A 25,653-nucleotide genomic window follows, 5' to 3' on the forward strand; every position below is an offset into this window, starting at 1 on the left:
ATGGGCCTCACGCGCCAGATGAGGTCGGCGTTTGTGCGGGAACATTTCGGCTCAGCAGGGCGAGGAGCTGGGTTTTTTCCTCGCTGGTCAATTCGCTTTGACGTGATTTCCTGAGCAGTTGTTCCAGGCTGCGCTCGCGTTGGCGGGCGGACAAGCTAGTTATAGTGTCGAAAAACTGTTGTTCAAGGTTGTCGGCCACGATAAGCCATTCCTTTTCCGCCAGGGCCCGCAGCAGGCGGCCCTGTTCGGTGCCATGCCAACGTGCGATCAACTGCATTGAGCTTAGCCCAGGATTTTTCTGCGCGGCTTCGATCAACGCCACCAGCAGCTGGCTGTACAGGTGTTCTTCGTCGGCGAAGTGGCTGGCATCTTCCACCTTGCCGGCCAGCAGTGGGTGGTGCAGCAGGGTGCGCAGGGCGGCCAGGGTGGGCGGCTCGACCGGTGCTGGCACGCGGGGAGGTGCTTCGTCGCGTTGCTGCCAGGGCTTGCCGCCCTTGCGGTTCTTGTCCCAGGGTTTGTCGCTCCACGGCTTCTTGCTGCCCCCCTTGTTGGGTTTCCATGCCTGCTCCTGATGAACGGGGGCATAGTCGTGCTGCGGCATGTCGCCATAGTCGGGGGTGTAGCTGGCCATGGCGTCGTAATCGTAGCCAGGGTCGTAGTCCGGCATGCTGCTGGTCGCCGGCGCTTGCTGCGCCAACTGCTCGACCTGCTGCGGGTCGAGGCCGGTGATTTCCTTCAGGCGGTTGCGCATCAGCTGACGCAGGTTGGCGCCGGGGATCTTTTCGATCAACGGTGCGGCCAAGGTCGCCATATGCGCCTTGCCTTCCAGCGAGCGCGGGTCGGCTTCTACGCCAAGTTGCTCGAAGAAGTAGTCGGCCAGCGGTTGGGAATGCTGGTTGATACGGGCCATGAAGGCGTCGGTACCTTCGGCGCGCACCAGGCTGTCCGGGTCTTCGCCTTCGGGCAGGAACAGGAAGCGCGCGCGACGGCCGTCCTGCAGGTTCGACAATGTCGATTCCAGTGCGCGCCAGGCGGCCTTGCGCCCGGCCTGGTCGCCGTCAAAACAGAACAGCACGCTGGGCACCACGCGGAACAGGCGCTTGAGGTGCTCTTCGCTGGTGGCGGTGCCAAGGGTGGCCACGGCATTGCGCAGGCCTTGCTGGGCCAGGGCGATGACGTCCATGTAGCCCTCGACGACGATGATCTCGTCGAGGTTGCGGTTGTGCTTGCGCGCCTCGTACAGCCCGTACAGCTCCTGCCCCTTGTGGAACACCGGGGTTTCCGGGGAGTTCAGGTACTTGGGCTTGTCGTCGCCGAGCACCCGGCCACCGAAGGCGATGATGCGCCCGCGGCTGTCACGTATCGGGAACATCACCCGGTCGCGGAAGCGGTCGTAGCGCTTGCCGCTCTCGGCGTTCTCGATCAGCAGGCCGGCATCGATCATCACCTTCTGTTGCAGGGTGTCGGCACCCAGGTGCTTGAGCAGGTTGTCCCAGCCGGGCGGGGCAAAGCCCAGGCCGAAGTCGCGGGCAATTTCCCCGGACAGGCCGCGGCCCTTGAGGTAGTCCACCGCTGCCTTGCGGGACGGGTGGCTGCGCAGGGCCTGGCGGTAGAACTCCGAGGCGGCGTCCAGAAGCGGGTACAGTGGCGAGTCAGTGGGCTGGCGCGGCTTCTGGTCGCGGCGGCCTTGCTCGCGGGGCACTTCCATGCCGGCGGCGCGGGCCAGTTCTTCGACGGCCTGGGGGAAGTCCAGGTTGTCGTGGTCCATGACAAAGCCCAAGGCGTTGCCACCGGCGCCACAGCCGAAGCAGTAGTAGAACTGCTTGTCGGGGCTGACCGTGAAGGACGGGGTTTTTTCTTTGTGGAACGGGCAGCAGGCCGAGTAGTTCTTGCCGGTTTTTTTCAGCTGGACGCGCGAACTCACCACGTCGACGATGTCGAGGCGGTTGATCAGGTCGTCAATGAAACTCTGGGGAATCAGCCCGGCCATGGCAGTCTCGTTATCTGGCAACTGGCAAGTCTAATCGCTCACGCGCCGAAGGGGGCGAGTGCTGCTTGGGGAAGTGCGAGGGAATGTGTGCTCGTCGCCAGCCCCTAAGGGCTCGTCAGTCGGACGTGCACGTCTGGTCATACAGCAAGGAGGACCAGCTCTGACGTTTCAGGCAGGTTGCCCATGATGCAGTTCGCATGAAGCTTGTGCAGGGCCTTGAGCTAGCTGCTCAAGTTTGAAACGACCACTGCCATCGCCCGGGGGTTAGCCGGGCAGGGCAGAAGCTTTGCGTTGAACGCCTGTATTAGTACAGACGAACGGCGCGGCGCTGTTCGCGCTGAACTTTCTTGGCGTGACGCTTAACAGCAGCAGCTGCTTTGCGCTTACGCTCTGCGGTCGGCTTCTCGTAAAACTCGCGGCTACGAACTTCAGCCAGTACACCGGCTTTTTCGCAGGAGCGCTTGAAACGACGCAGAGCTACGTCGAAGGGTTCGTTCTCTTTAACTTTGACGGCTGGCATCCAGGGCTACCTTAATTCATTACCGGGGTAGACGTGCTCCTGGCAAAACAAAGGTGTGCTGGAGAACGTCGGTTTTCAAGGGTTGCGGATGTTAACCCTTAGCAAGCCGGAATGCAAAGCCTCTGATCGAAAACCGCTGGTCGGCACCCGACACGGGGACTATCATGCGCGGCTTCGAATTCAGCCCCCACAAGGGACGAGCCCATGCTAGTACTGGGATTGGAAACATCCTGCGACGAAACCGGCGTCGCATTATACGACAGTGAACGCGGTTTGTTGGCCGACGCACTGTTCAGCCAGATCGACCTGCACCGCGTCTTCGGCGGCGTGGTGCCCGAGCTTGCCTCGCGTGATCACGTCAAGCGCATGCTGCCGCTCATCCGCCAGGTGCTGGACGAGGCAGGTTGCGTTGCCACCGAAATCGACGCCATCGCCTACACCGCGGGCCCCGGCCTGGTCGGCGCCTTGCTGGTGGGCGCTTCCTGCGCCCAGGCGCTGGCCTTTGCCTGGGACATCCCGGCGATCGGTGTGCATCACATGGAGGGTCACCTGCTGGCACCCATGCTGGAAGAAAACCCGCCAGAGTTTCCGTTCGTCGCTTTGTTGGTTTCCGGTGGCCATACCCAGCTGGTTCGGGTCGATGGCATCGGTCAGTACGAACTGTTGGGCGAGAGCCTGGACGATGCTGCCGGTGAAGCGTTCGACAAGACCGCCAAGCTGATCGGCCTCAATTACCCGGGTGGTCCGGAAATCGCGCGTCTGGCCGAACAAGGTGTGGCCGGGCGCTTCGTGTTCCCGCGGCCAATGACCGATCGTCCAGGCCTGGAATTCAGTTTTAGTGGCCTCAAGACCTTTGCCCTGAACACCTGGCAGCAATGCAAGAATGCTGGCGACGACAGTGAGCAAACCCGTTGCGACCTGTCCCTGGCATTCCAGCAGGCGGTGGTGGAGACTTTGACCATCAAGTGCAAGCGGGCGCTCAAGCAGACCGGCCTCAAGCGGCTGGTCATCGCGGGTGGCGTGAGTGCCAACAAGGCCCTGCGCGCGTCCCTGGAGGACATGCTCGGTAGCATCAAGGGCAACGTGTACTACGCGCGCCCGCAATTCTGTACCGACAATGGTGCGATGATCGCCTACGCCGGTTGCCAGCGCCTACTGGCCGGGCAGCAGCAAGACCTGGCGATCAGCGTGCAGGCACGCTGGCCGATGGAACAGTTGCCGCCGCTGTAAGGTAGCGTGTCGAAGGTTCAGAAATGCCGTTCGCGCCCTGCAAACAAGTCGCGCAGGTTGTTGCGGTGGCGCCACACGATCATCACTGTCAGTACGCTGATCGGCAGCAGGGCTTCGGGCTCGCGCCAGGCCAGCAATGGCAAGGTGAGTGGCGTGGCAATCAGTGCGGCCAGTGAGCTGGTGCGCGTGAGGTAGAAGGTCAGCAGCCAGGCGCCGATGGCCAGCAGCGCGGCCGGGAAATACAGGCCCATGAGCATGCCGGCAGCCGTCGCCACGCCCTTGCCGCCCTTGAAACGGAAGTACAGGGGGAACAGGTGGCCCAGCACCGCGCATATGCCCACCCAGGCCTGCGCATGCAGGTCCAGCCCGGCAGCGCGGGCGAGCAATACCGGCAAAAGGCCCTTGCACAGGTCGCCTAGCAGGGTCAGGATCGCCAGTTTACGGCCTGCCAGGCGTAGCATGTTGGTGGCGCCGGCATTGCCTGAGCCGCTGGAACGCGGGTCCGGGCTGCCCGAGAGGCGGCTGAGAACAATGGCGAAGGACAGCGAGCCGAGCAGGTAGGCGAGCAACGCCAGTAACCAAAACATGCTAACTATTCCGGGCGAGGACGCCCTGATTCTAACGGCGCCAGTCGCCCTTGTCGTGCTGTGGAGAGAAGTGCTTGGACAGAGTGTTCATCGAAGGCCTGGAAGTCGATACCGTTATCGGTGCCTATGACTGGGAGCGGGATATTCGCCAGTGCTTGCGCCTGGACCTGAGCTTTGCCTGGGACAACCGCCCGGCCGCCGCCGGAGACGACCTGAGCCTGGCGCTGGATTACGCCAGTGTGTCGGCGCGCATCCAGGCGTTTGCCGAACAGGCCCGTTTCGAACTGGTTGAAACATTTGCCGAGCGCCTGGTGGCCACCCTGATGGACGAGTTCCACATCCCTTGGGTGCGCTTGAAGCTGACCAAGCCGGGCGCGGTGCCGGCGGCCCGTGGTGGTGTAGGCGTGGAGATCGAGCGCGGATGTCTTTGAGCACGGTTTACCTGGGCTTGGGCAGCAATATCGACCGTGAGGCGCATTTGTGCGCCGGGCTCGATGCGTTGGCTGGCATCCTGACCGACATGCGCTGTTCGCCGGCATTCGAAAGCCAGGCGGTGGGCATCAAGAGCGGGCCGTTCATCAACTTCGTGGTGACCGGGCAAACCGCGTTGCCGTTGATCGAGCTGGACCGCCGGCTGAAGTTCATCGAGGCCGACAATGGCCGCTATGCCCCGGACCGCAAAGGGTTGCCGCTGGATATCGACGTGCTGATGTATGACGATTTGCACGGTACCTTCGATGGGCTGGTATTGCCCCGTGCCGAGATCCTGAAGAACGCTTTTGTGCTGTGGCCGCTGTCGTTGCTGGCACCCGACCTGGTGCATCCGGGGGTGGGCAAGTGCATGGCGCAGCTGTGGCAGGAAGCGCAGATCGATCAGGTACTGGCCCCGGTCGCCTTTGAGTGGCGCGGGTTGCAGTTGACGCCCGCTTAAGCCTGTATCGGCCTCTTCGCGGGTAAACCCGCTCCTACAACGGGCTGAGCCCAACCTCTGATGTGTGCCCCCTGTAGGAGCGGGTTTACCCGCGAATACGGTGGCGGCTGCGACGGTGAACAGCGGGTGGAAATTGGCCAGCAGGCCCGGCCCTTTCGCGGGTAAACCCGCTCCTACAGCGGGCTGTGCCCAGCCCTTGATGTGTGCCCCTGTAGGAGCGGGTTTACCCGCGAAGAGGCCGGTAGGTCTAACCGCGCTGGTAAGCTTCGAGCGCTTTCAGCCGTTCACCTTTGAGTGCTTCGCCCAGTGCCTGCCCCGTGAGCCCGGCTTGCACCAACGGTTTCACATCCACCGCTCGCGCCGCCGCTGCTGCGCCTCGCAGGTAATCGGCCTGTGGGTAACCCTGCTCGCCATCGCCCCGCGCCGCCATCTCACAAACGGTCAGAAAATCCTCAAATCGCTGCGGCCGTCGGTAAACATCGAACTTCTGCAACAGCTCCAGCAGTGCCGTGGCAGGCAGTTCGAGCGCCTGATTGCCCTGCGCCAGGCATTCCCCTGTCAGCATGGCCAGTTCCTGGCACTCACGCGGTGCCTTCAGGCGCTGGTTGACGGCTTTGATCGATGTCGGTGCCAACCCCCGCAACAGGCAGGCCCAGCGCACGTGCAGCGGTTGTTCGTGCACCGCTGCCTGCTCCAGCGCCGCCAATGTCCGGGAGCTGTCATCGAGCTCAGGCAGCAGCTCCTGCAGGGCCCCACACGCGCTCAGCACCTTGAAGAATACCTGCGGTTGCACCTCCATCAGCGCGCGCTCGATTTCCTTCCAGCTGCGCTCGGCAGTGAGTGCCTGCAGTTCGCCCGAGGCACTGATCTGGCGCATCAGCGCCAAGGTTTCATCGGCAACCCGGAACCCCAGTGGTGCGTAACGGGCAGCAAAGCGTGCAACACGCAGCACGCGCAAAGGATCTTCGGCGAATGCCGGGGAAACGTGGCGTAGCAGGCGTTTATCCAGGTCTTGCTTGCCTTGGTAGGGGTCATATACCGTGCCGGCCTCATCCTCGGCCATCGCATTGATGGTGAGGTCGCGACGGATCAGGTCCTCTTCCAGGGTTACGTCGGGGCTGGCGTGAAAAGTGAACCCGCCGTAGCCTCGGCCACTCTTGCGCTCGGTGCGCGCCAGGGCGTATTCCTCACCGGTTTTCGGGTGCAGGAACACCGGAAAATCGGCACCCACCGGCCGATAGCCCTTGGCGAGCATTTCTTCGACGGTGGCGCCCACCACCAGCCAGTCGATATCGCTGACAGGGCGGCCGAGCAGGCGGTCGCGCACGGCGCCGCCAACTTTGTAGATGTGCATGTGCAGCTCTCCATAACTGCCGACAGGATAACCCGTCGGCGGTCATGGGGTTGCATCAGAGGTGGTGGATAACAGCCAGGTCCATGCGGCCGTAGTCGGCGCTTTCGCTATGCTCGCCGCGCGGCGGCATGTGGTGAGTACTCATCACTTGCTCGCCTTGCACGGTCTCCAGGTGGATATCGAAGCCCCACAGGCGATGCAGGTGCTTGAGCACTTCGTCGGTCGAGTCGCCCAGCGGTTTGCGGTTGTGTTGCTGGTGTCGCAGGGTCAGCGAGCGGTCTCCGCGGCGGTCGACGCTCCAGATCTGTACGTTCGGTTCACGGTTGCCCAGGTTGTACTGCGCTGCCAGCTGCTCCCGAATCACCCGGTAACCGGCCTCATCATGGATGGCGGGCACCAGCAGGTCGTCGCGCTGGTCGTCATCGAGGATGCTGAACAACTTGAGGTCGCGCATCACCTTGGGCGACAGATACTGCAGGATGAAGCTCTCGTCCTTGAAGCTGCTCATGGCGAACTTGATGGTAGAAAGCCAGTCACTGCCGGCAATGTCGGGGAACCAGTGGCGATCTTCTTCGGTGGGGTTTTCGCACATGCGGCGGATGTCGGTGTACATCGCAAACCCCAGCGCGTAGGGGTTGATGCCGCTGTAGTACGGGCTGTCGAAGCCGGGCTGGAACACCACGCTGGTGTGCGACTGCAAGAACTCCATCATGAAGCCTTCGGTAATCAGCCCCTCGTCGTACAGGTCGTTCATCAGGGTGTAGTGCCAGAAGGTTGCCCAGCCTTCGTTCATGACCTGGGTCTGGCGCTGCGGGTAGAAGTACTGGGCGATCTTGCGCACGATGCGCACTACTTCACGCTGCCAGGGTTCAAGCAGCGGGGCGTTCTTCTCGATGAAATACAGGATGTTTTCCTGCGGTTCGGCGGGGAAGCGCCCCTCATCGCGGTCGTTGCCCTTTTCGGCGTTTTTCGGAATTGTCCGCCAAAGGTCGTTGATCTGACGCTGAAGGTGCTCTTCGCGCTCCTGTTGCCGGCGCCGCTCTTCTTCGGCAGAAATAGGGTAAGGCCGCTTGTAGCGGTCGACACCGTAGTTCATCAGGGCATGGCAGGAGTCGATCAAGTCCTCCACAGCATCGATACCGTGGCGCTCCTCGCACTGGGCGATGTACTGCTTGGCGAACACCAGATAGTCGATGATCGAACTGGCGTCAGTCCAGGTACGGAACAGGTAATTGCCTTTGAAAAAACTGTTATGGCCGTAGCACGCGTGCGCAATCACCAGTGCCTGCATGCACATGGTGTTTTCTTCCATCAGGTAGGCGATACAAGGGTCGGAGTTGATCACGATCTCGTAGGCCAGGCCCATCTGGCCGCGGCTGTAGGACTTTTCCGTACTGAGGAACTGCTTGCCGTAGGACCAGTGGTGGTAGCCCAGCGGCATGCCGACCGAGGCGTAGGCGTCCATCATCTGTTCGGCAGTGATGACCTCGATCTGGTTGGGGTAGGTGTCCAGGGCGTAACGCTCGGCCAGGCGGCTGATTTCCCGGTCGTAGGTCTGGATCAGCTCGAACGTCCACTCGGACCCAGTGGAAATGGGTTGGCGTCTCTGTGCTCTGGCGGTCATGTGGCTAACCTGCGCTGGAAGAGTTCACGGAAGACCGGGTAGATATCGCCGGCCGATACCAACTGCTGCTGGGCGAACGTGTCGGGGAAAGCATCTCCGATACGCTCGTATTCATACCACAGCGCCTGGTGTTCACGGGGGGTGATCTCAACGTAAGTGTAGTACTGCACATGCGGCATGATCTGTTTGGAGAGGATGTCGCGGCAGATGGGCGAGTCGTCGTTCCAGTTGTCGCCATCAGAAGCCTGCGCGGCATAGATGTTCCAGTCGCTGGCCGGGTAACGCTCGGCCATGATCTCCTGCATCAGCTTGAGGGCACTGGAGACGATGGTGCCGCCGGTTTCCCGCGAGTAGAAGAACTCTTCTTCATCGACTTCCCGGGCACTGGTGTGGTGGCGAATGAACACGACTTCGATGCGCTCGTAGTTACGCTTGAGGAACAGGTACAGCAGGATGAAGAAGCGCTTTGCGATGTCCTTGGTGGCCTGGGTCATCGAGCCGGATACGTCCATCAGGCAGAACATCACTGCCTTCGAGCTGGGGTTGGGTTGCTTGACCAGCAGGTTGTACTTGAGGTCGAAGGTGTCGAGGAAGGGCAGGCGGTTGATACGTGCCTTCAGGCGCTCGATTTCCTGTTCGACTTCCTGGATATCGGTGAAATTGTCTGGCTCTTCGACCCGCAGGCGATCGAGTTCCTTTTGTGCTTCGCGCAGCAGGGCGCGGCTGCTGCCGGTCAGGGCGATACGCCGGGCATGGGCCGAGCGCAGGGTGCGCACGATGTTGATGCGTGACGGGTTGCCTTCGTTGGCGATGCCGGCGCGAACAGTCTTGAAGGTATCGGCGCCAGTCAGGTGACGTTTGACCAGGTTGGGTAGCTCAAGGTCTTCGAACATGAATTCGAGAAATTCTTCCTGGGTGATCTGGAAGACGAACTCGTCCATGCCCTCGCCGGAATTGCCGGCCTTGCCGCGACCGCCACCGCCTCCACCGCCTTGCGGCCGTGGGATGTGTTCACCGGCAGTGAACTCTTTGTTGCCAGGATGCACGATGGTCTGTTTGCCCCCACGACCATGATGCAAGACGGGTTCGTCGATGTCGCGCCCGGGAATACTGATCTGCTCGCCGTGTTCCATATCCATGATGGAACGGCGGCTCACCGCCTCTTCGACGGCCTTCTTGATATGTTCGCGGTACCGCCGCAGGAAGCGCTGGCGGTTGACCGTGCTCTTGTTCTTGCCGTTCAGGCGTCGGTCTATAACGTAGCTCATGGTCCCTCCGGTGACTGGATGCAGCTGCAACCCACAAGCTGCAAGCCACAAGCTTCAAGCTGCAAGAAAGAGCAGCCACCGCCGCTGCAAGCTGTGACGCGGGCAGCAATGCCAACGCCAGGCAGCTTGCAGCTTGCGGCTCGTAGCTTGCCGCTTTATTGCGATTTCCTGACCCGCAGGTACCATTCCGACAGCAGGCGCACCTGTTTGTCGGTATAGCCACGCTCCACCATCCGGGTGACGAAGTCGTTGTGTTTCTTCTGGTCCTCTTTGCTGGCCTTGGCGTTGAAGCTGATGACCGGCAGCAGGTCTTCGGTGTTGGAGAACATTTTCTTCTCGATTACGACCCGCAGCTTTTCATAACTCAGCCAGCTTGGATTCTTGCCATTGTTGTTAGCGCGTGCGCGCAGTACGAAGTTGACGATCTCGTTGCGGAAGTCTTTCGGGTTGCTGATGCCAGCCGGTTTCTCGATCTTTTCCAGTTCCTCGTTGAGCGCAATGCGGTTGAGAATTTCGCCGGTTTCCGGGTCGCGGTATTCCTGATCCTGGATCCAGAAGTCTGCATACAACACGTAGCGGTCGAAGATGTTCTGGCCGTATTCGCTGTAGGACTCCAGGTAGGCGGTCTGGATTTCCTTGCCGATAAACTCGATGTAGCGCGGTGCCAGGTATTCCTTCAGGTAGCGCAGATAGCGTTCGCGCACTTCAGCCGGGAATTGTTCCTGTTCGATCTGCTGTTCGAGGACATACAGCAGGTGCACCGGGTTGGCGGCAATTTCGTGTGGGTCGAAGTTGAACACCTTGGACAGGATCTTGAAGGCGAAGCGCGTCGACAGGCCGTTCATGCCTTCGTCGACACCCGCAGAGTCCCGGTATTCCTGGATCGACTTGGCCTTTGGATCGGTGTCCTTGAGGTTTTCCCCGTCGTAAACGCGCATCTTGGAATAGATATTGGAGTTCTCTGGCTCTTTCAGGCGGGAAAGCACCGTGAACTGAGCCAGCATCTTGAGCGTATCTGGCGCACAGTGGGCCTTGGACAGCGAGCTGTTGACCAGCAGTTTGTCGTAGATCTTTATTTCATCGCTGACCCGCAGGCAGTACGGCACCTTGACGATATAGATCCTGTCGATGAACGCTTCGTTGTTCTTGTTGTTACGGAAGGTGTGCCACTCCGATTCGTTGGAGTGCGCCAGCAGAATCCCGGTATAGGGAATCGCCCCAAGGCCTTCAGTACTGTTGTAGTTGCCTTCCTGGGTGGCGGTGAGCAAGGGGTGCAGGACCTTGATCGGCGCCTTGAACATTTCGACGAATTCCATCAGGCCCTGGTTGGCCCGGCACAGCGCGCCCGAGTAGCTATAAGCATCGGCGTCGTTCTGTGGGTATTCCTCAAGTTTGCGGATATCGACCTTGCCGACCAGGGCCGAGATGTCCTGGTTGTTTTCATCGCCGGGTTCGGTCTTGGCAATGGCGATCTGGTTAAGAATCGACGGGTACAGCTTCACCACCTTGAACTTGGAGATGTCCCCGCCAAACTCCTGCAGGCGCTTGGTGGCCCAAGGCGACATGATGGTATTGAGGTAGCGCCGTGGGATGCCGAACTCTTCCTCGAGAATGGCCCCATCTTCGGTGGCATTGAACAAGCCCAGAGGTGACTCGAATACCGGCGAGCCCTTGATCGCGTAGAACGGCACCTTTTCCATCAGCTGCTTGAGTTTTTCCGCCAGCGAGGACTTGCCGCCGCCTACCGGGCCCAGCAGATAGAGGATCTGTTTCTTCTCTTCCAGGCCTTGGGCGGCGTGGCGGAAGTACGACACGATCTGGTCGATGCACTCTTCCATGCCATGGAAGTCGGCAAAGGCCGGATAGCGGCGGATAACCTTGTTGGAGAAGATGCGCGACAGCCTGGAGTTGGTAGAGGTGTCGATCAGCTCTGGCTCACCGATGGCCAGCAACAGCCGTTCGGCCGCCGATGCGTAGGCACTGCGATCCTCTTTGCACAGCTCGAGGTACTCCTGCAGCGAGAGTTCTTCCTGGCGCGTAGACTCGAAACGTTGTTGGAAGTGGCTAAAAATACTCATGACGTCACCTCGCTCGATACGTGGAGACGACGCCGGATCAGTCAGCTGATGCTGGCATGCAACCGGGTTGGCCGATTGCTGTATACCCCCCAGAACACCCTGTAACGCTACCGATGACCCGCACGCCGGTGTACCGGCTCTCCCCTTTTTGGATGGCCTGAGCTTAAGCGTAGTTGGTTATCTGCAAGGTAAAGGGGCGAGAAAGGCAGAAGTTACGAACGACCGTTCGTCAGATAAGCCGCAAGCCCGCGCGGGGCACGGGCTGCAGGGGAAAATAAAAAATTATTCAGCCTTGCCCTGGGCGGTCTCGGCCGGGTAGGTCGCGCGCCACAGTTCGAAGCCGCCGTCCACGCTGTAAACGTCGGAGAAACCCTGGCCTACCAGGTAGGCAGCAGCACTTTGGCTGGAATTGCCGTGATAGCAGACCACCAGGGTTGGCGCGTCGAGGTCGGCGTTGCGGATGAAATCGGCGACCGAGTGGTTATCCAGGTGCCGGGCGCCGGTGATGTGGCCGGCGGCGAAGGCCTGCGGGTCGCGAATGTCGACGACGACCGCACCTTCTTTCTTGCGAAGCTCCAAGGCCTGCTCAGGAGGGATGCGCTTGAATTCGCTCATGGGTACTACTTCCTTCAGGTGTGGTCGTTGAGTGTAGTGGGTTGTGCCGGCTGGCGCAGGGTGCCGTCGTCGGCGCAGTCGCAGCGGTGGTATTCGCCGCTGTCGACGTTGTACAGGGTCATGGCGCCGCCCCATACGCAGCCAGTGTCCAGGGCGATGACGTCGGGCTCGGTGACCTCACCCTGCAGAGCGGCCCAATGGCCAAAGATGATCTTCACGTGGCGTGAGCGGCGGTCCTTGTGCGCGTACCAGGCTTTGTAGCCTTTGGGCGCGCTACCCAGGCCTTCCTTGCTCTTGAGGTCGAGTTTGCCATCGGCCGTGCAGAAGCGCATGCGGGTGAAGTAGTTGGTGATGACCCGCAGGCGTTCGACGCCGGCGAGGTTCTTGCTCCACTTGTTCGGCTCGTTGCCATACATGCCGTCGAGGTACAGCTGCAGGCGGGTGTCGTCACGCAGCACTTCCTCGACCTCGGCAGCGAGCTCCAGGGCTTTGCCAAGGGTCCATTGTGGCGGTATGCCGGCATGAACCAGGGCGATGCCGCGGGGCTCGTCGTAATGCAGCAGCTTCTGCTGGCGCAGCCAGTCGAACAGCTGGTCGGCGTCCGGCGCTTCGATGATCTCGCGCAGTGTGTCGCTTTTCTTGAGGCGCTCGACGTTGTGCCAGGCGGCCAGCAGGTGCAGGTCATGGTTGCCCAGCACGCAGACCAGTGAATGACGGATCGAATACAGGAAGCGCAGGGTTTCCAGTGACTCGGGGCCGCGGTTGACCAGGTCGCCGACCAGCCACAGGCGGTCGACGGCGGGGTTGAAACTGACGCGATCGAGCAGGCATTTGAGTGGCTGCAGGCAGCCCTGCAGGTCACCGACGGCGTAGGTGGCCATCAGTGCAGCGCTCCGGGCACTGCCAGCCGAAAGGGGGCAATCTCGGCGTCGAAGCGCTTACCGTCTTCGGCGAACATCTGGTAGCTGCCCTGCATGGTGCCAACGCGGGTGCTGATGACGGCACCACTGCTGTAAGTGTGGCTCTGGCCTGGGTCGATGTTGGGTTGCTGGCCGACCACACCGGCGCCGCGGACTTCCTCTACCTCGCCGTCACCGTTGGTGATCAGCCAGTGGCGCGACAGCAACTTGGCGCTGAGCGAGCCGTTGTTCTGCACGGTAATGGTGTAGGCGAAAGCGAAGCGACTGTTTTCGGGGTCGGATTGTTCTTTCAGGTAGCGGGTCACGACGCTGACGTCGATTTGATAGCGGGGGTCGGACATGCAAGGGCCTTGGGCGAACTGACGCAATAATGCAGTCTAGGCCATTGGGAGGGGGGAGGGCCAGCGGTGATCGGGCTTGGGGGGTGTGTTGTCTGTGCCGGCCTCTTCGCGGGTAAACCCGCTCCTACAAGGGGTCGCACAGGATTTGAGGGTTGTGCGATCCCTTGTGGCCCGCGAAGAGGCCGGAACGGGCTAAATCAGGCTTGTTGCTGATCAGCCAGCTGGTCAGCCAGGCGCACGAAGGCTGCCAGGTCGAGCTGTTCAGGGCGCAGGCTGCCATCAACGCCGGCAGCCTCGATGGCGGCGCTGTCCAGCAGGCCTTTCATGGTGTTGCGCAGCGTCTTGCGGCGCTGGTTGAACGCTTCGCGAACGACACGCTCCAGCAGCAGGTGGTCCTTGGCCGGGAACGGCAGCACTTCGTGCGGCACCAGGCGGACGATTGCCGAATCCACTTTCGGGGGTGGGTTGAAGGCACCAGGGCCGACATTGAACAGGTGCTCCACGCGGCAGTGGTACTGCACCATGATCGACAAGCGCCCCCAGTCACCGCCGCCAGGGCCGGCGGCCATGCGCTCGACCACTTCCTTCTGCAGCATGAAATGCATGTCGCGGATCAGCCCGGCGTGGCTGAGCAGGTGGAAGATCAGCGGGGTGGAGATGTTGTAGGGCAGGTTGCCAACCACCTTGAGGCTGCGCGGCGGCACGCCCAGCTGGTTGAAGTCGAACTTCAGGGCGTCGCCCTGGTGCAGGCGGAAGTTGCTGCGATCAGCGAACTTGTGCTGCAGGATCGGCACCAGGTCTTTGTCCAGCTCCACCACGTCCAGCTGTGCGCCACTGCCCAGCAGGCCTTCGGTCAGGGCGCCTTGGCCCGGGCCGATTTCCAGCAGGTGTTCGCCGGCCTTGGCGTTGATGGCACGCAGGATGCGGTCGATGATACCGGCGTCGTGCAGGAAGTTCTGGCCGAAGCGCTTGCGCGCCCGGTGTTGGTATTGCTCGTTCATGGTCGGTTCTCGGCCATCTGGTAGGCGGTTTCCAGTGCGACGCGCAGGCTGCCGGTGTCGACTTTGCCAGTGCCGGCCAGGTCCAGGGCGGTGCCGTGGTCAACCGACGTGCGGATGATTGGCAGGCCCAAGGTCACGTTCACTGCTGCGCCGAAGCCTTTGTACTTGAGTACGGGAAGGCCCTGGTCGTGGTACATCGCCAGCACCGCATCGCAGTGCTCCAGATATTTGGGGGTAAACAGGGTATCGGCCGGCAGCGGCCCGCGCAGGTCCATGCCTTCGGTGCGCAGGCGGGCCAGGGTCGGCTCGATGATGTCGATTTCTTCGCGGCCCAGGTGGCCGCCCTCGCCCGCGTGCGGGTTGAGGCCACACACCAGGATACGCGGGTTGGCAATGCCGAACTTGTCGCGCATGTCGGCATGCAGGATGCGGGTTACACGTTCGACGCGCTCTGCAGTGATAGCGTCGGCAACATCACGCAGTGGCAGGTGCGTGGTCACCAGGGCCACGCGCAGGCCGCGGGTGGCCAGCATCATTACCACTTGTGCGGTGCGGGTCAGTTCGGCAAGGAATTCGGTATGCCCGGAAAAGGCGATACCGCTTTCGTTGATCACTCCCTTGTGAACCGGGGCCGTGATCATCCCGGCGAAGTGCCCGTCCAGGCAGCCTTGCCCAGCGCGGGTCAGGGTTTCCAGCACGAACGCTGCGTTGGCCTTGTCCAGCTGGCCTGGCACCACCGGAGCCGCCAAGGGGGTATCCCAGACGTACAGGCTACCTGCGGGTGCCGGGAGGTCAGGCCATTGGCCCGGGGCTACCGGCAGCAGGCTGACGGCCAGCCCCAGCTGCGTGGCCCGCTCGGCGAGCAGGTCACGGCTGGTGATGGCGATCAGGGGGTGGGGCTGGGCGTCTGCGGCGAGCAGCAGGCACAGGTCGGGGCCTATGCCGGCCGGCTCGCCGGGGGTGACGGCGAAGCGCAGGGGCTTCACTGGGCGGCCTGGTCAGCGCCAGGCAGCTTGATTTCAACGTAGGCTTCGTCGCGGATCTGGCGCAGCCAGGTTTGCAGCTCTTCGTCGTACTTGCGGTTGCGCAGTACGCTCAGGGCCTGCTGTTCGCGAGCCTGCTCGGTGCTGTCGGTGGCGCGGCGGCCCAGCACTTCCAGAACGTGCCAGCCGTACTGGGTCTTGAACGGTTTGGTCACTACGCCTTGCTGGGCATTGGCCATCTGTTCACGGAACTCCGGTACCAGGCTGTTCGGATCGACCCAGTTGAGGTCGCCGCCGTTGAGTGCCGAACCCGGGTCTTCCGAGAAGCTCTTGGCCAGTTCGCCGAAGTCTTCGCCGTTCTTGATCCGATCGTACAGGCGCTCGGCCAGCTGCTGGGTGGCCGCCTCGCTGCGGATCTCGCTTGGCTTGATCAGGATGTGGCGTACATGCACTTCGTCACGCAGTACGTTCTCGCTGCCGCCGCGCTTCTCCTCGAGCTTGAGGATGATGAAGCCGTTGGGGATGCGAATAGGCTGGGTAATTTCGCCCACCGGCATGCTGCTGAGCATCTTGGCGAAGTCGGGTGGTAGCTGACCGGCTTTACGCCAGCCCATCTCGCCGCCTTCCAGGGCGTTTTCGCTGGCCGAGTTGGCAATCGCCATCTGGCCGAAGTCAGCACCCTGGCGCAGTTGCTGGTAAACGTCACCGACCTTGCGCGCAGCCTTCTGGATATCGTCCGAGTTGGCGGCTTCCGGGGTCGGGATAAGGATGTTGGCCAGGCGGTACTCTTCCGACATCTGCATCTTGCCCAGGTCCGAGGCCAGGAAGTTCTTCACTTCCTGCTCGGACACCTGAATGCGTTCGGCAACGCGGCGTTGGCGCACGCGGCTGATGATCATCTCGCGCTTGACCTGCTCGCGAGCGTCGTCGAACGACAGGCCGTCATGGGCCAGTGCCGCGCGGAACTGGTCCAGCGACATACCATTGCGCTGGGCAATGGTGCCAATGGCCTGGTTCAGCTCTTCGTCGGTGATGCGGATGCCAGAGCGCTCGCCGATCTGCAACTGCAGGTTCTCGACGATCAGGCGTTCCAGTACCTGCTGTTCCAGGGCGCTGGTCGGCGGCACGCCGCCGCCGCGCTTGGCGATGGTTTGCTGGACCTCATGGACACGCTGGTCCAGCTGGCTTTGCATGACCACGTCGTTGTCGACGATAGCCACCACGCGATCAAGAGGTTGCACCGCGGCATGCACCGCGCCACTCAGCAAAGCGACGCCCAGCAACACTGGGCGCAGACGATCAATAAGCTTGGTCTTCACGTTCACGGTAACCTTGAATGCCTTGGTCGAGGAAAGACTCGACCTTGTTGCCAACTACGCCGCCGAGGCCTTTCAGGACGATCTGAAGGAAGACACCGTGGTCGCCTTTTTCGTTCTGTGGAAGGGCCTGGCTGAAATCGTCGTAGTCGATCCAGTAACGGTTGATCAGGCGCAGCTTCCAGCAGCAGTTGTCGTATTCGAAACCACCCATGGCTTCCAGGGTACGGTTGCGGTTGTAGTCATGCTGCCAGCGAGCGATAACGTTCCATTGCGGCACGATCGGCCAGATGACCGAGAAGTCGTGCTGCTGGATCTTGTAGTAATCCTTGATGTAGTTCGGATCGCCCGGGGTGCCATAGTCACCGCCGCCCACTTTCCAGGTACCCGTGGTCGAGTCGTAGGCAATGGTGTCGTTACGGTAGCGATAACCGAGGTTGACGATCTTGTTCGGGTTGTCTTCAGGCTGGTAGTGGAACATCGCGCTGCCCGAGCGGGTGCTGCGGCTGTCCGGGTCCCAGTTGAAGTCCGAATTGAGGCGCCAGTCGCGGTTGAAGTAGTAGTTGTACACCAGGGCGTATGGCGATACATCGGACTGCGCGTCCTTGCGGGTGCGGTAGTCGATGCCTGGCAGCTGGACCTTGCGGTCTTTGAAGTAGTAGGCCTGGCCGATGCTGAAGTTCTGGCGCTCGAAGCCGTTGTCTTCGATCCAGCGTGTGGTCACGCCCAGCGACAGTTTGTTTTCGTCGCCGATACGGTCAGTGCCGCTGAAGCGGTTGTCGCGGAACAGCGAGTCGTAGCTGAACAGGGTTTCACCCGTATCGAACAGCGGGATGTCCTTCTGGTCCTTGTACGGAACATAGAGGTAGAACATGCGCGGTTCGAGGGTTTGACGGTAATTGTTGCCAAACAGCGAGGTGTTGCGGTCGAAGTACAGGCCGCTGTCGACGCTGAAGATTGGCACGTCGCGGCTAACAGAGCTGTCGTAGCTTCCGTACGCGTCTGGATTGGCGGTTTGCAAGGCGATTGCATCGGCTTTGCCTTTGCTGTCCAGATCAAGATCGTACTGGGTGTAGGCATATTTCAGCTTGGGTGTGAGGAACCCATAGCTGGCTGTCATTGGATAGCTGATTGACGGCGCGACATTCAGGCGCGTGCCGTTGGCCCGCTCGATACCTTGAATATTTTCGTCAAGCCGACGACCATCGGGCCCCGCTGTGAGGTCCAGGTTGCCGTCCTTGTCGAACACAGTGTCGTTCTTCAAGTCACGTTCGAAGCGCGCGGCCTCGGTTTCGTAAGCGAAGTTCAACCCCCCTGGCTGAGAAGGCAGTACGCCATTGAGGGTAATCTGCGGCAGTCGATCATAAGGCGTGATCTGCGAAATGGTCGCCGCCTCATAGGCATGTACGTTCAGCCGCGCGGTGTAGCTATCGCCCCGGTAGGTCAATGCACCCTGCTGATTCAGGAAGTCGCGGCTTTCCACGCCAATCTGGTCAGATTCCAGGTCCTGGAAGTAGAACGGGTCGCTGATGTCGGTGTAGTCCACCTCGGTCATCAGGCGTTCGTCCAGGCCACCCTTGTGCTGCCAGTTGACCATCCAGCGCTGATCTTTGTAATCCGTCTGATCTTTGCGGTCGTCGTTCTTGTCGTTCAGGTAGGCGCCGCCGAACTGGCCTTCGCTGGAAGGTGTCAGGTAGCGGAACTCGCCTTCCATCAGCAGGCCGCGCTTGGCCATGTAACGCGGGTACAACGTGGCGTCGTAGTTAGGCGCCAGGTTGAAGTAGTACGGCGTGACCAGCATGAAGCCGGTGTCGCTGCTGGTGCTGAACGACGGCGGCAGGAAACCGGACTGGCGACGGTCGTCAATCGGGAAGTAGATGTACGGTGTATAGAACACCGGGAAATCCTTGACCCGTAGCGTAACGTTGGTCGCAGTACCGAAACCGGTGGCCGGGTTCAGGGTGATGTTGTTGCCCTTCAGCTGCCAGGCGTTGCTGCCCGGTTCGCAGGTGGTGTACGTACCGTCTTTGAGGCGGATGATGGCGTTTTCGCCACGCTTGGCGTACAGGGCACTGCCGCGGATGTGCGACTTGTGCATCACGTATTCGGCGTTGTCGACCTGGGCTTCGCCAGTGTCGAGCTGGATCTGGGCCTCGTCACCGACCACCAGCGAACCGTTGTCACGGATCTTGACGTTGCCCTTGAGCTCGCCACGGTTTTCGGCCTGGTAGAGGTTGGCCTCGTCGGCTTCGGCCTGCATGCTGCCCTGGCGCATTACCACGTCACCGGCGAGGGTAGCGACCTGCTGCTCCTGCTGGTACTTGGATACCTTGGCATTGATGTAGGTTGGCGACTCGTCCTTCGGCGTGGTGTCGGCCATGCCCGGGCGGGTTGGCTCGATATACGCGCCACCGCAGTACGGGCCGGTTTCAGCCAGCTGCGCGGCGGTGAGCTTTTCACGCGGAACCCAGTCCAGGTGGCTGTAGTCTTCGCTGCGCGACTTCAGACCACGGCCCTTGGCCTCGGTAACCAGCACGGGCCGGTCCGCAGTTTCGGCTTCGCCCGCCGCTTCGGTACCGGAGCTGACGGCTGCACCTTCGTGCACCGGGCGCGGTGGCAAGTTGTTGACTGGGGTTTTGGGCTTGCAGTCCCAACCACCGGCGGCGGACACTTGGCAGTCGAACTGTTCGGCTGCCACTACGTATGAGGTGGCCAGAGGTTGCAGGGCCAGCAGACCGCCGGTTACCAGCAACGGAAACTTTTCTACGAAACGCGGGGGATTTCAATGCCATCTTATTAGTCCGGGCTTCCTGCGTGCCATCTGCCCGCGTGTGGGGCCGCACGCCTCTCGATGGTCTGAAAAAGATGCTGGATAATAAAGCATGACCCGCTTGACGGCTAGGGCCGTCGGAGACCCTTGCAATGCCTGAACACGATGTACGCCTGCAACAACTGACGGTCTGGCTCGATGAACAGCTCAATGATCTTTTCCGTGACAACGCCTGGGGCGAGGTGCCTGCAGGCAGCTTGACCGCTGCCAGCAGCGACGCCAGCTTCCGCCGCTATTTCCGCTGGCAGGGCGCTGGCCACAGTTTCGTGATCATGGATGCGCCCCCCCCGCAGGAGAACTGCCGACCGTTCGTCGCCATCGACCACCTGCTGGCCAGCGCTGACGTCCATGTGCCGCTGATCCACGCCCAGGACCTGGAACGCGGCTTTTTGTTGCTTGGAGATCTGGGCACTCAGACATACCTTGACATCATCAATGCCGACAACGCCGATGGCCTGTTCGCCGACGCCATCGATGCCCTTCTGAAGTTCCAGCGTTTGCCGATGGACGCGCCGCTGCCCAGCTACGATGACGCCCTGCTGCGCCGTGAAGTGGAACTGTTCCCCGAATGGTACGTTGGGCGTGAGCTGGGCCTGACCTTCACCGATGCACAGAAGGCCACCTGGCAGCGCGTCAGCCAGTTGCTGATCGACAGCGCCCTGGCGCAACCCAAGGTGCTGGTACACCGTGACTACATGCCGCGCAACCTGATGCAGAGCACCCCCAACCCTGGTGTGCTGGACTTTCAGGATGCGGTATACGGCCCGGTCACCTACGACATTACCTGCCTGTTCAAGGACGCCTTTGTCAGCTGGCCGCAGGCGCGGGTCGAAGGCTGGCTGAGCGACTACTGGCAGCGGGCACAGGCGGCTGGCATCCCGGTGCACGCCGAGTTCGAAGCCTTCCACCGCGCCAGTGACCTGATGGGCGTGCAGCGGCACCTGAAGGTGATCGGCATCTTCGCCCGTATCTGCCACCGCGACGGTAAGCCGCGTTACCTGGGCGACGTGCCGCGTTTCTTCGCCTATATAAATGAAGTGATCGGTCGCCGGCCCGAATTGGCGGAGCTGGGTGAGCTGATTGCCGAGTTGCAGGCCGGAGCGCGTGCATGAAGGCCATGATCCTGGCTGCGGGGAAGGGCGAGCGCATGCGCCCGCTGACCCTGCACACCCCAAAACCGTTGGTCCCGGTCGCCGGCCAGCCGCTGATCGAGTACCACCTGCGCGCCCTGGCGGCAGCGGGCGTGACCGAAGTGGTGATCAACCATGCCTGGCTTGGCCAGCAGATCGAGGACCATCTGGGCGACGGTAGCCGCTTCGGCCTGAGCATCCGCTATTCACCTGAAGGTGAACCGCTGGAAACCGGCGGCGGCATCTTCAAGGCCCTGCCTTTGTTGGGTGAGGCGCCGTTCCTGCTGGTGAATGGCGATGTGTGGACCGACTACGACTTCGCGCGTTTGCAGGCTCCCCTGCAAGGCCTGGCTCACCTGGTGCTGGTCGACAACCCTGGCCATCACGGCCGCGGTGACTTCCGCCTGATGGGCGAGCAGGTCGTTGACGGCGATGACGCGCCAGGCACGCTGACCTTCAGCGGCATTTCTGTGCTGCACCCGGCGCTGTTCGAAGGTTGCCAGGCGGGTGCCTTCAAGCTGGCACCGTTGCTGCGCCAGGCGATGGCGGCCGGCAAGGTATCTGGCGAACACTACCGTGGGCACTGGGTGGATGTTGGCACGCTTGAACGCCTGGCCGAGGCTGAGTCTCTGATTGGCGAGCGCGCCTGACATGTGGTGGCCAGGCACGGTGATAGGTGTGGGTGCCGGCTTTGCCGTTGCGAGCATACCGGGTGCCTTGCTCGGTGCGTTGCTTGGGCAGGCCATTGACCGCCGGCTGCGCTTGCAAGGCTGGGAAGACATGCGCGAACGCCTGGGTGGGCGCCCCGCATTACGCGATGACGAGTTGTTGTTCGTGATGCTCGGGCGTCTGGCCAAGTGCGATGGCCGGGTAGCCGAGCAGCATATCGAGCAGGCGCGTCAGGAGATGGTGCGCCTGGACCTGGCCGAGGCAGCCCGGCTGCGCGCCATCAATGCGTTCAACCGTGGCAAGGCGGGCAAGGACCGGCTTGGCGGGCACCTGCGGCGCATCAGTCAGCAGCCCCACGCGGCGGAAGGTACCTTGCGGGCCTGTTGGCGCATGGTCTGGGCTGACGGCAAGATGGGCAACAAGGAGCGTGAGCTGCTGCTCGACTGGGGGCAGAAGCTGGGCATGAGCCGACGCCAGGTGCAGGCCATGTCGCTGGAGTACGAGCCGCGCAAGGCCACGGGCGCAGAAAGCGTGCCCATGACCTACGCGGCAGCGTTGCGCTTGCTGGCGGTGGACGCAGACACCGACACCGATAAGGTCAAGCAGGCGTATCGTCGGCTTGTCAGTCGGCATCACCCGGACAAGCTGGCGGGTACTGGTGCCAGCGAGGCGCAGGTGCGTGAAGCGACCGCACGCACCCGTGAGTTGCACCAGGCCTATGCCATGATCCGCAAGCGGCGCGGCCTTTGACGCCCCGCCACAAGGATCAAGCCGAACTCAGCCCTGAGGGCTCATCCACCCCCGCACCCGGCGGAACAATTGCTCTTGTTCCGCCGCTTTGTTTGCTGGCATGGCAATCAATGACAATTGTCGGTACTGGCTATCCTTCTGCCGCTTGCTGGCCTGCAGCCGTTGCTGGGCTGCGTTGCGGTCAGCGCTGCGGGTGGCGTAGTAGATATCGGCCGTGGGTACCTTCAAGGTTGGGGCCAGGCTTTCCAGGTCCTGCTCCACCCGTGCAGGGGTCTGTGCAGCGACCATCACCAGTTTTTGTACCTGCGGTGGCTGCTTCTCGCTCAGGTAGCGCGCCGCCCAATATGCACCGCTACCATGGCCGATCAGTACGATGCTGCGGGCATTGTGTTGTTGGGCGAACGCCACGGCGGCATCCAGGCGGGCGAAGATGCGTTCGGCATCTGCCGGGTCGGCCTGCTCGCTGGCTTGTTCGGCATCGGTGCTTTCTGCTGTGTCGGCATCGGCCGCGGTGGCTTGGGCCACGTTGGCGTTGGCGTCGGCCGGTACGTCCTTGACCGGTGCGCTTTCGCCTTTGTCTGGCGCAGGCGCTACCGGTGGTGTGGCTTCGACCCGTGCTTGCGGGCTGTCTGCGAGCAGGTCGGGCAGGCTTACGCTGAGGCTGTGCCAGCCGATATCCGGGAATTTTTGCCGCAGTGGGCCGACTGCATTTGGCCAGTCGGCCGTTTCGCCTGCACCGGGGACAATGATCACCGCCCCTTGCGGATCGTTGTCGTTGGCCGGCTTCCACAGGGCCAGGAAGCTGTCGGCACCGGCCTGCAGGGTCTGCTGCTCAGCCTTGGGCAGCAGCCGCTCCAGCGCCAGTGCATCCTCCTGGCTGCGTTCCAGCAAGGGTGGGCGTGGGGCCTCGGCAGCCGGTGCCATGGTATTTGCAGGTGGTTTTTCGGCATCGGCGGCCAGGGCGCCGAGTGGAAGGACCGAGGCCAGGCAGCACATTGCCAGCGTCGTGCGATAAAGTGTGGACATGAGTCAACCCAAGGCCAGAATGAAACCGGCAGCCTAATAGTATTTGCCCGTGACGGCCATGCTGCATGGCCGTCTTTACCAAGTCGAGCGTATAGATGAAGCGAGTGCGTCGCCTGTTGGTTATCGGCTGCTTGTGGCTGCCCTTGATTGCCTGGGCCAAGCCCGAGGCGCTGCCCTCTGTGGTGCTGGAGCCTGACCAGCAGCAGTGGCTGGACACCCACCGCAGCCTGCGTGTCGGCCTGGTGTTGCAGGCGCCCTACGCCCAGTTCGACCGGCGTCTGCAGCAACTGTATGGGGCCAATGTGGAGCTGGTGAACAGCCTGGCGCAGGCGCTGCGGCTGGACCTCACCTGGCGTAACTTCAGTGACCAGGCCAGTTTGGAACATGCCCTGCAGAGCGGCGAAATCGACTTCGCCCCTGGCCTTACCCAGACGCCAGCCAGCCTGCGCCTGTGGCTATTTAGCGACCCATACATGCGCGTGCCACAGCTGGTGGTGGGGCCGCGCACCGGGGCCATGGCCGTGGAGCTGGAAAAGCTTGAAGCCGAGCAACGCGTCGCGGTGCGCATGCCCAGCCCGCTGGCGGATTACCTGCGCGGCAACTACGGCAACCTCAACCTGCAGGGGGTGCCCGACGATCGTGAGGCCTTGCAACTGGTGGTAGGTGGCCAGGCCAGTTTCGCCGTGCTGGATGAAGCGCAGCTCAGCCGCCTGTCGCGCGAGAGCGAGTTCGGTGAGCTGGCGGTGGTCGGCGATATTGGCCTGCCGCAGCTGTTGCGTATCGGTTCGCGGCGCGACTGGCCGCTGCTGGCCGATGTACTTGAACGTGGCTTGCAGGCAGTGCCGGCCAAGGAGCTGGAACAACTGCATCAGCGCTGGTTGCAGCCGAAGTACCCGCGCCTGAGCGAGTCGCCGGGCTTCTGGCAGAACATGGCCTTGCTGTTCGGTCTGTTGCTGTTGTGTGCCTTGGCCACGCTGGTGTGGCAACGCCGTCAGCAGCGCCAGCTGGAGCGCAGCCTGTTGGCCGCGCGGGAGAGCCTTGTTGAACGCCAGGTGCGCGAAGAGGCGTTGCGCCTGAGCCAGTTCGCCATCGATCAGAGCACCGTGGGTATCCTCTGGGTCAACTGGGACAGCCATGTGCGTTACGCCAACCATGCCGCCGAGCGCATGTTGGGCTACAGCGAAGGGGCGTTGCTGGAGCGGCCGCTGAGCGACTTCGAGCCGAGCCTGAACATGGACCGTTGGCTGGAGCTGTGGAAAGGGGCGCGGACAGGGGCGGGGGGTGTCGGTCAGTTTGAGACGCAATGCCGGCGGGCTGATCAAAGCTTGCTACCCGTGGAGCTGTCACTGAGCTTTCTGCGCTTTCGTGATTCCGAATATCTGGTGGTCTACCTCGCCGATGTCACTGAGCGCCACCGTGCCTTGGCGGCCCTTCGCGAAAGCGAGGCGCGGCTCAAGGGCATTGCTGGCAACGTACCAGGGTTGGTGTTTCGCCTGGAACGTGACCCGGCCGAGGGCGATCTGGAGTTCCCCTATATCAGTGAGGGTAGCGAGGCATTGGTGGGTTATGCACCCAGCGAGATCCAGCACCCGCAGATGGGCCTGCGCAACCTGGTGCACCCCGAGGACCGTGCTGATTATCACAAGGTGCAGGACCTGGCCCTGGCCAGCGACCAGGACTGGTCCTGGCAGGGGCGCATCCTCACCCGGCAGGGCGAACAGCGCTGGGCCGATATCAAGGCCAGCGCCCGGCATCTGGGCAACGGCCAGGTGGTGTGGGACGGTGTAGTCTGGGACATCACACAGGGCAAGCGGGCCGAGCTGGCGCTGGCAAAGTCCCAGGAGCAGCTGCGCGAACTCTCGGCCCACCTGGAGAGCGTGCGTGAAGAAGAAAAAGCCCGTATCGCCCGGGAAGTGCATGATGAGCTGGGGCAGATGCTGACCGTGCTCAAGCTGGAAGTGTCGATGTGCGAGCTGGCCTATGCCGAGCTGGACCCTGGCCTGAATGATCGCCTGGCGAGCATGAAACGCCTGATTGCCCAGTTGTTCCAGTTGGTGCGCGATGTCGCCACTGCCTTGCGTCCGCCGATCCTCGATGCCGGCATTGCCTCGGCCATCGAATGGCAGGCGCGGCGTTTCGAGGCACGTACGCAAATCCCCTGTCTGGTGCAAGTGCCCGATAATCTGCCAGCATTGAGTGATGCCAAGGCCACCGGGCTGTTTCGTATCCTCCAGGAGGCGCTGACCAATGTGATGCGTCACGCCCAGGCGCACAGCGTAGAGATTGAGCTGGTACGTGAGGGCGGACAGTTGCGCATGACGGTCAGTGATGATGGCCAAGGCTTTTGCCGCGAGCAGACCCGGCCTACCTCGTTTGGCCTGGTGGGTGTGCGCGAGCGGGTGCTGATGCTGGGGGGGAGCATGACGCTGGAAAGCGAGCCGGGCGAAGGCACCAGCCTGAGTGTGGCCATTCCGTTGGAGTAGGAGAGCA

21 protein-coding genes and 1 pseudogene are annotated in these 25,653 nt (G+C 62.0%); 7 read left to right on the forward strand and 15 right to left on the reverse strand.

Annotated features, from left to right (window positions below):
• Positions 1 to 7: 7 nt before the first annotated feature.
• Together dnaG and rpsU are read right to left on the reverse strand one after the other, a co-directional pair.
• Positions 8 to 1,990 (reverse strand): DNA primase, encoded by a 1,983-nt coding sequence (gene dnaG, locus ACZ889_RS05920; RefSeq protein ID WP_010951735.1) that lies wholly within the window; start codon positions 1,988 to 1,990, stop codon positions 8 to 10.
• A 304-nt stretch (positions 1,991 to 2,294) separates the two neighbouring features.
• Positions 2,295 to 2,510, reverse strand: a complete 216-nt coding sequence (gene rpsU / locus ACZ889_RS05925; RefSeq protein WP_003255575.1) for a 30S ribosomal protein S21 — start codon at positions 2,508 to 2,510, stop codon at positions 2,295 to 2,297.
• A gap of 204 nt (positions 2,511 to 2,714) precedes the next feature.
• Between rpsU and tsaD the strand changes: the two genes are divergently transcribed.
• Positions 2,715 to 3,740, forward strand: a complete 1,026-nt coding sequence (tsaD, locus tag ACZ889_RS05930) for a tRNA (adenosine(37)-N6)-threonylcarbamoyltransferase complex transferase subunit TsaD (RefSeq protein ID WP_021782705.1) — start codon at positions 2,715 to 2,717, stop codon at positions 3,738 to 3,740.
• Between the two features lie 17 nt (positions 3,741 to 3,757).
• Here the strand turns inward: tsaD and plsY are convergent, their stop codons facing one another.
• Positions 3,758 to 4,327, reverse strand: a complete 570-nt coding sequence (plsY, locus tag ACZ889_RS05935) for a glycerol-3-phosphate 1-O-acyltransferase PlsY (RefSeq protein WP_014589441.1) — start codon at positions 4,325 to 4,327, stop codon at positions 3,758 to 3,760.
• 74 nt (positions 4,328 to 4,401) lie between these two features.
• On the opposite strand from plsY, the gene folB reads away from it, so the two are divergent.
• Both folB and folK read left to right on the forward strand, forming a co-directional pair.
• Positions 4,402 to 4,758 (forward strand): dihydroneopterin aldolase, encoded by a 357-nt coding sequence (gene folB, locus ACZ889_RS05940; protein ID WP_003255570.1) that lies wholly within the window; start codon positions 4,402 to 4,404, stop codon positions 4,756 to 4,758.
• Complete coding sequence (gene folK / locus ACZ889_RS05945; RefSeq protein WP_010951738.1) at positions 4,749 to 5,258, forward strand: 2-amino-4-hydroxy-6-hydroxymethyldihydropteridine diphosphokinase; 510 nt, start codon at positions 4,749 to 4,751, stop codon at positions 5,256 to 5,258. The genes folB and folK overlap by 10 nt, the downstream gene beginning before the upstream one ends.
• A 247-nt stretch (positions 5,259 to 5,505) precedes the next feature.
• Here the strand turns inward: folK and ACZ889_RS05950 are convergent, their stop codons facing one another.
• From ACZ889_RS05950 to ACZ889_RS06000, 11 genes and pseudogenes are all read right to left on the reverse strand, one after another.
• The gene (locus ACZ889_RS05950; RefSeq protein WP_476257244.1) at positions 5,506 to 6,612 is read right to left on the reverse strand and encodes a multifunctional CCA addition/repair protein; all 1,107 of its coding nucleotides are present in this window, start codon (positions 6,610 to 6,612) and stop codon (positions 5,506 to 5,508) included.
• 55 nt (positions 6,613 to 6,667) lie between these two features.
• Complete coding sequence (locus ACZ889_RS05955; protein WP_003255566.1) at positions 6,668 to 8,236, reverse strand: SpoVR family protein; 1,569 nt, start codon at positions 8,234 to 8,236, stop codon at positions 6,668 to 6,670.
• Positions 8,233 to 9,504 (reverse strand): YeaH/YhbH family protein, encoded by a 1,272-nt coding sequence (locus ACZ889_RS05960; RefSeq protein ID WP_003255564.1) that lies wholly within the window; start codon positions 9,502 to 9,504, stop codon positions 8,233 to 8,235. Before ACZ889_RS05960 ends, ACZ889_RS05955 begins: the two co-directional genes overlap by 4 nt.
• A gap of 155 nt (positions 9,505 to 9,659) precedes the next feature.
• Positions 9,660 to 11,582 carry a PrkA family serine protein kinase gene (locus ACZ889_RS05965; protein WP_003255563.1) on the reverse strand — a complete coding sequence of 641 codons (1,923 nt, stop codon included), beginning with the start codon at positions 11,580 to 11,582 and terminating at the stop codon, positions 9,660 to 9,662.
• 282 nt (positions 11,583 to 11,864) lie between these two features.
• Positions 11,865 to 12,197, reverse strand: coding sequence for a thiosulfate sulfurtransferase GlpE (glpE, locus tag ACZ889_RS05970; RefSeq protein ID WP_476257245.1), 333 nt, complete (start codon positions 12,195 to 12,197; stop codon positions 11,865 to 11,867).
• A 14-nt stretch (positions 12,198 to 12,211) separates the two neighbouring features.
• Positions 12,212 to 13,078: a symmetrical bis(5'-nucleosyl)-tetraphosphatase gene (locus tag ACZ889_RS05975; protein ID WP_004576191.1), complete on the reverse strand. Its 867-nt coding sequence runs from the start codon at positions 13,076 to 13,078 to the stop codon at positions 12,212 to 12,214.
• Positions 13,078 to 13,458 carry a Co2+/Mg2+ efflux protein ApaG gene (apaG, locus tag ACZ889_RS05980; protein ID WP_003255559.1) on the reverse strand — a complete coding sequence of 127 codons (381 nt, stop codon included), beginning with the start codon at positions 13,456 to 13,458 and terminating at the stop codon, positions 13,078 to 13,080. Before apaG ends, ACZ889_RS05975 begins: the two co-directional genes overlap by 1 nt.
• Before the next feature lie 197 nt (positions 13,459 to 13,655).
• Positions 13,656 to 14,459 carry a 16S rRNA (adenine(1518)-N(6)/adenine(1519)-N(6))-dimethyltransferase RsmA gene (rsmA, locus tag ACZ889_RS05985; RefSeq protein WP_003255558.1) on the reverse strand — a complete coding sequence of 268 codons (804 nt, stop codon included), beginning with the start codon at positions 14,457 to 14,459 and terminating at the stop codon, positions 13,656 to 13,658.
• Positions 14,456 to 15,445, reverse strand: coding sequence for a 4-hydroxythreonine-4-phosphate dehydrogenase PdxA (gene pdxA / locus ACZ889_RS05990; protein ID WP_003255557.1), 990 nt, complete (start codon positions 15,443 to 15,445; stop codon positions 14,456 to 14,458). Before pdxA ends, rsmA begins: the two co-directional genes overlap by 4 nt.
• The gene (gene surA / locus ACZ889_RS05995) at positions 15,442 to 16,767 is read right to left on the reverse strand and encodes a peptidylprolyl isomerase SurA (RefSeq protein ID WP_019750284.1); all 1,326 of its coding nucleotides are present in this window, start codon (positions 16,765 to 16,767) and stop codon (positions 15,442 to 15,444) included. Before surA ends, pdxA begins: the two co-directional genes overlap by 4 nt.
• Positions 16,742 to 19,550, reverse strand: a pseudogene (locus ACZ889_RS06000) (LPS-assembly protein LptD). Before ACZ889_RS06000 ends, surA begins: the two are co-directional and overlap by 26 nt.
• Before the next feature lie 130 nt (positions 19,551 to 19,680).
• On the opposite strand from ACZ889_RS06000, the gene ACZ889_RS06005 reads away from it, so the two are divergent.
• Genes ACZ889_RS06005 through ACZ889_RS06015 form a run of 3 tightly spaced genes read left to right on the forward strand, consistent with a single transcriptional unit; the run spans position 19,681 to position 22,137 of the window.
• Positions 19,681 to 20,700 (forward strand): aminoglycoside phosphotransferase family protein, encoded by a 1,020-nt coding sequence (locus ACZ889_RS06005; protein ID WP_011953308.1) that lies wholly within the window; start codon positions 19,681 to 19,683, stop codon positions 20,698 to 20,700.
• On the forward strand, positions 20,697 to 21,368 hold the full coding sequence (gene murU, locus ACZ889_RS06010) for an N-acetylmuramate alpha-1-phosphate uridylyltransferase MurU (protein ID WP_003255553.1): 672 nt from the start codon (positions 20,697 to 20,699) through the stop codon (positions 21,366 to 21,368). The genes ACZ889_RS06005 and murU overlap by 4 nt, the downstream gene beginning before the upstream one ends.
• 1 nt (position 21,369) lies before the next feature.
• A complete protein-coding gene (locus ACZ889_RS06015) occupies positions 21,370 to 22,137 on the forward strand; it encodes a TerB family tellurite resistance protein (protein ID WP_476258012.1) in 768 nt (255 codons plus the stop codon).
• A gap of 27 nt (positions 22,138 to 22,164) precedes the next feature.
• Here ACZ889_RS06015 and ACZ889_RS06020 read toward each other — a convergent pair whose 3' ends face one another.
• The gene (locus tag ACZ889_RS06020; protein WP_054888494.1) at positions 22,165 to 23,163 is read right to left on the reverse strand and encodes an alpha/beta hydrolase family protein; all 999 of its coding nucleotides are present in this window, start codon (positions 23,161 to 23,163) and stop codon (positions 22,165 to 22,167) included.
• A gap of 95 nt (positions 23,164 to 23,258) precedes the next feature.
• Here ACZ889_RS06020 and ACZ889_RS06025 point away from each other — a divergent pair, with 95 nt between their 5' ends.
• The gene (locus ACZ889_RS06025) at positions 23,259 to 25,646 is read left to right on the forward strand and encodes a PAS domain-containing sensor histidine kinase (protein ID WP_180688946.1); all 2,388 of its coding nucleotides are present in this window, start codon (positions 23,259 to 23,261) and stop codon (positions 25,644 to 25,646) included.
• Positions 25,647 to 25,653 lie beyond the last annotated feature (7 nt).

The sequence above is a fragment of the Pseudomonas sp. TE3895 genome (assembly GCF_056278855.1).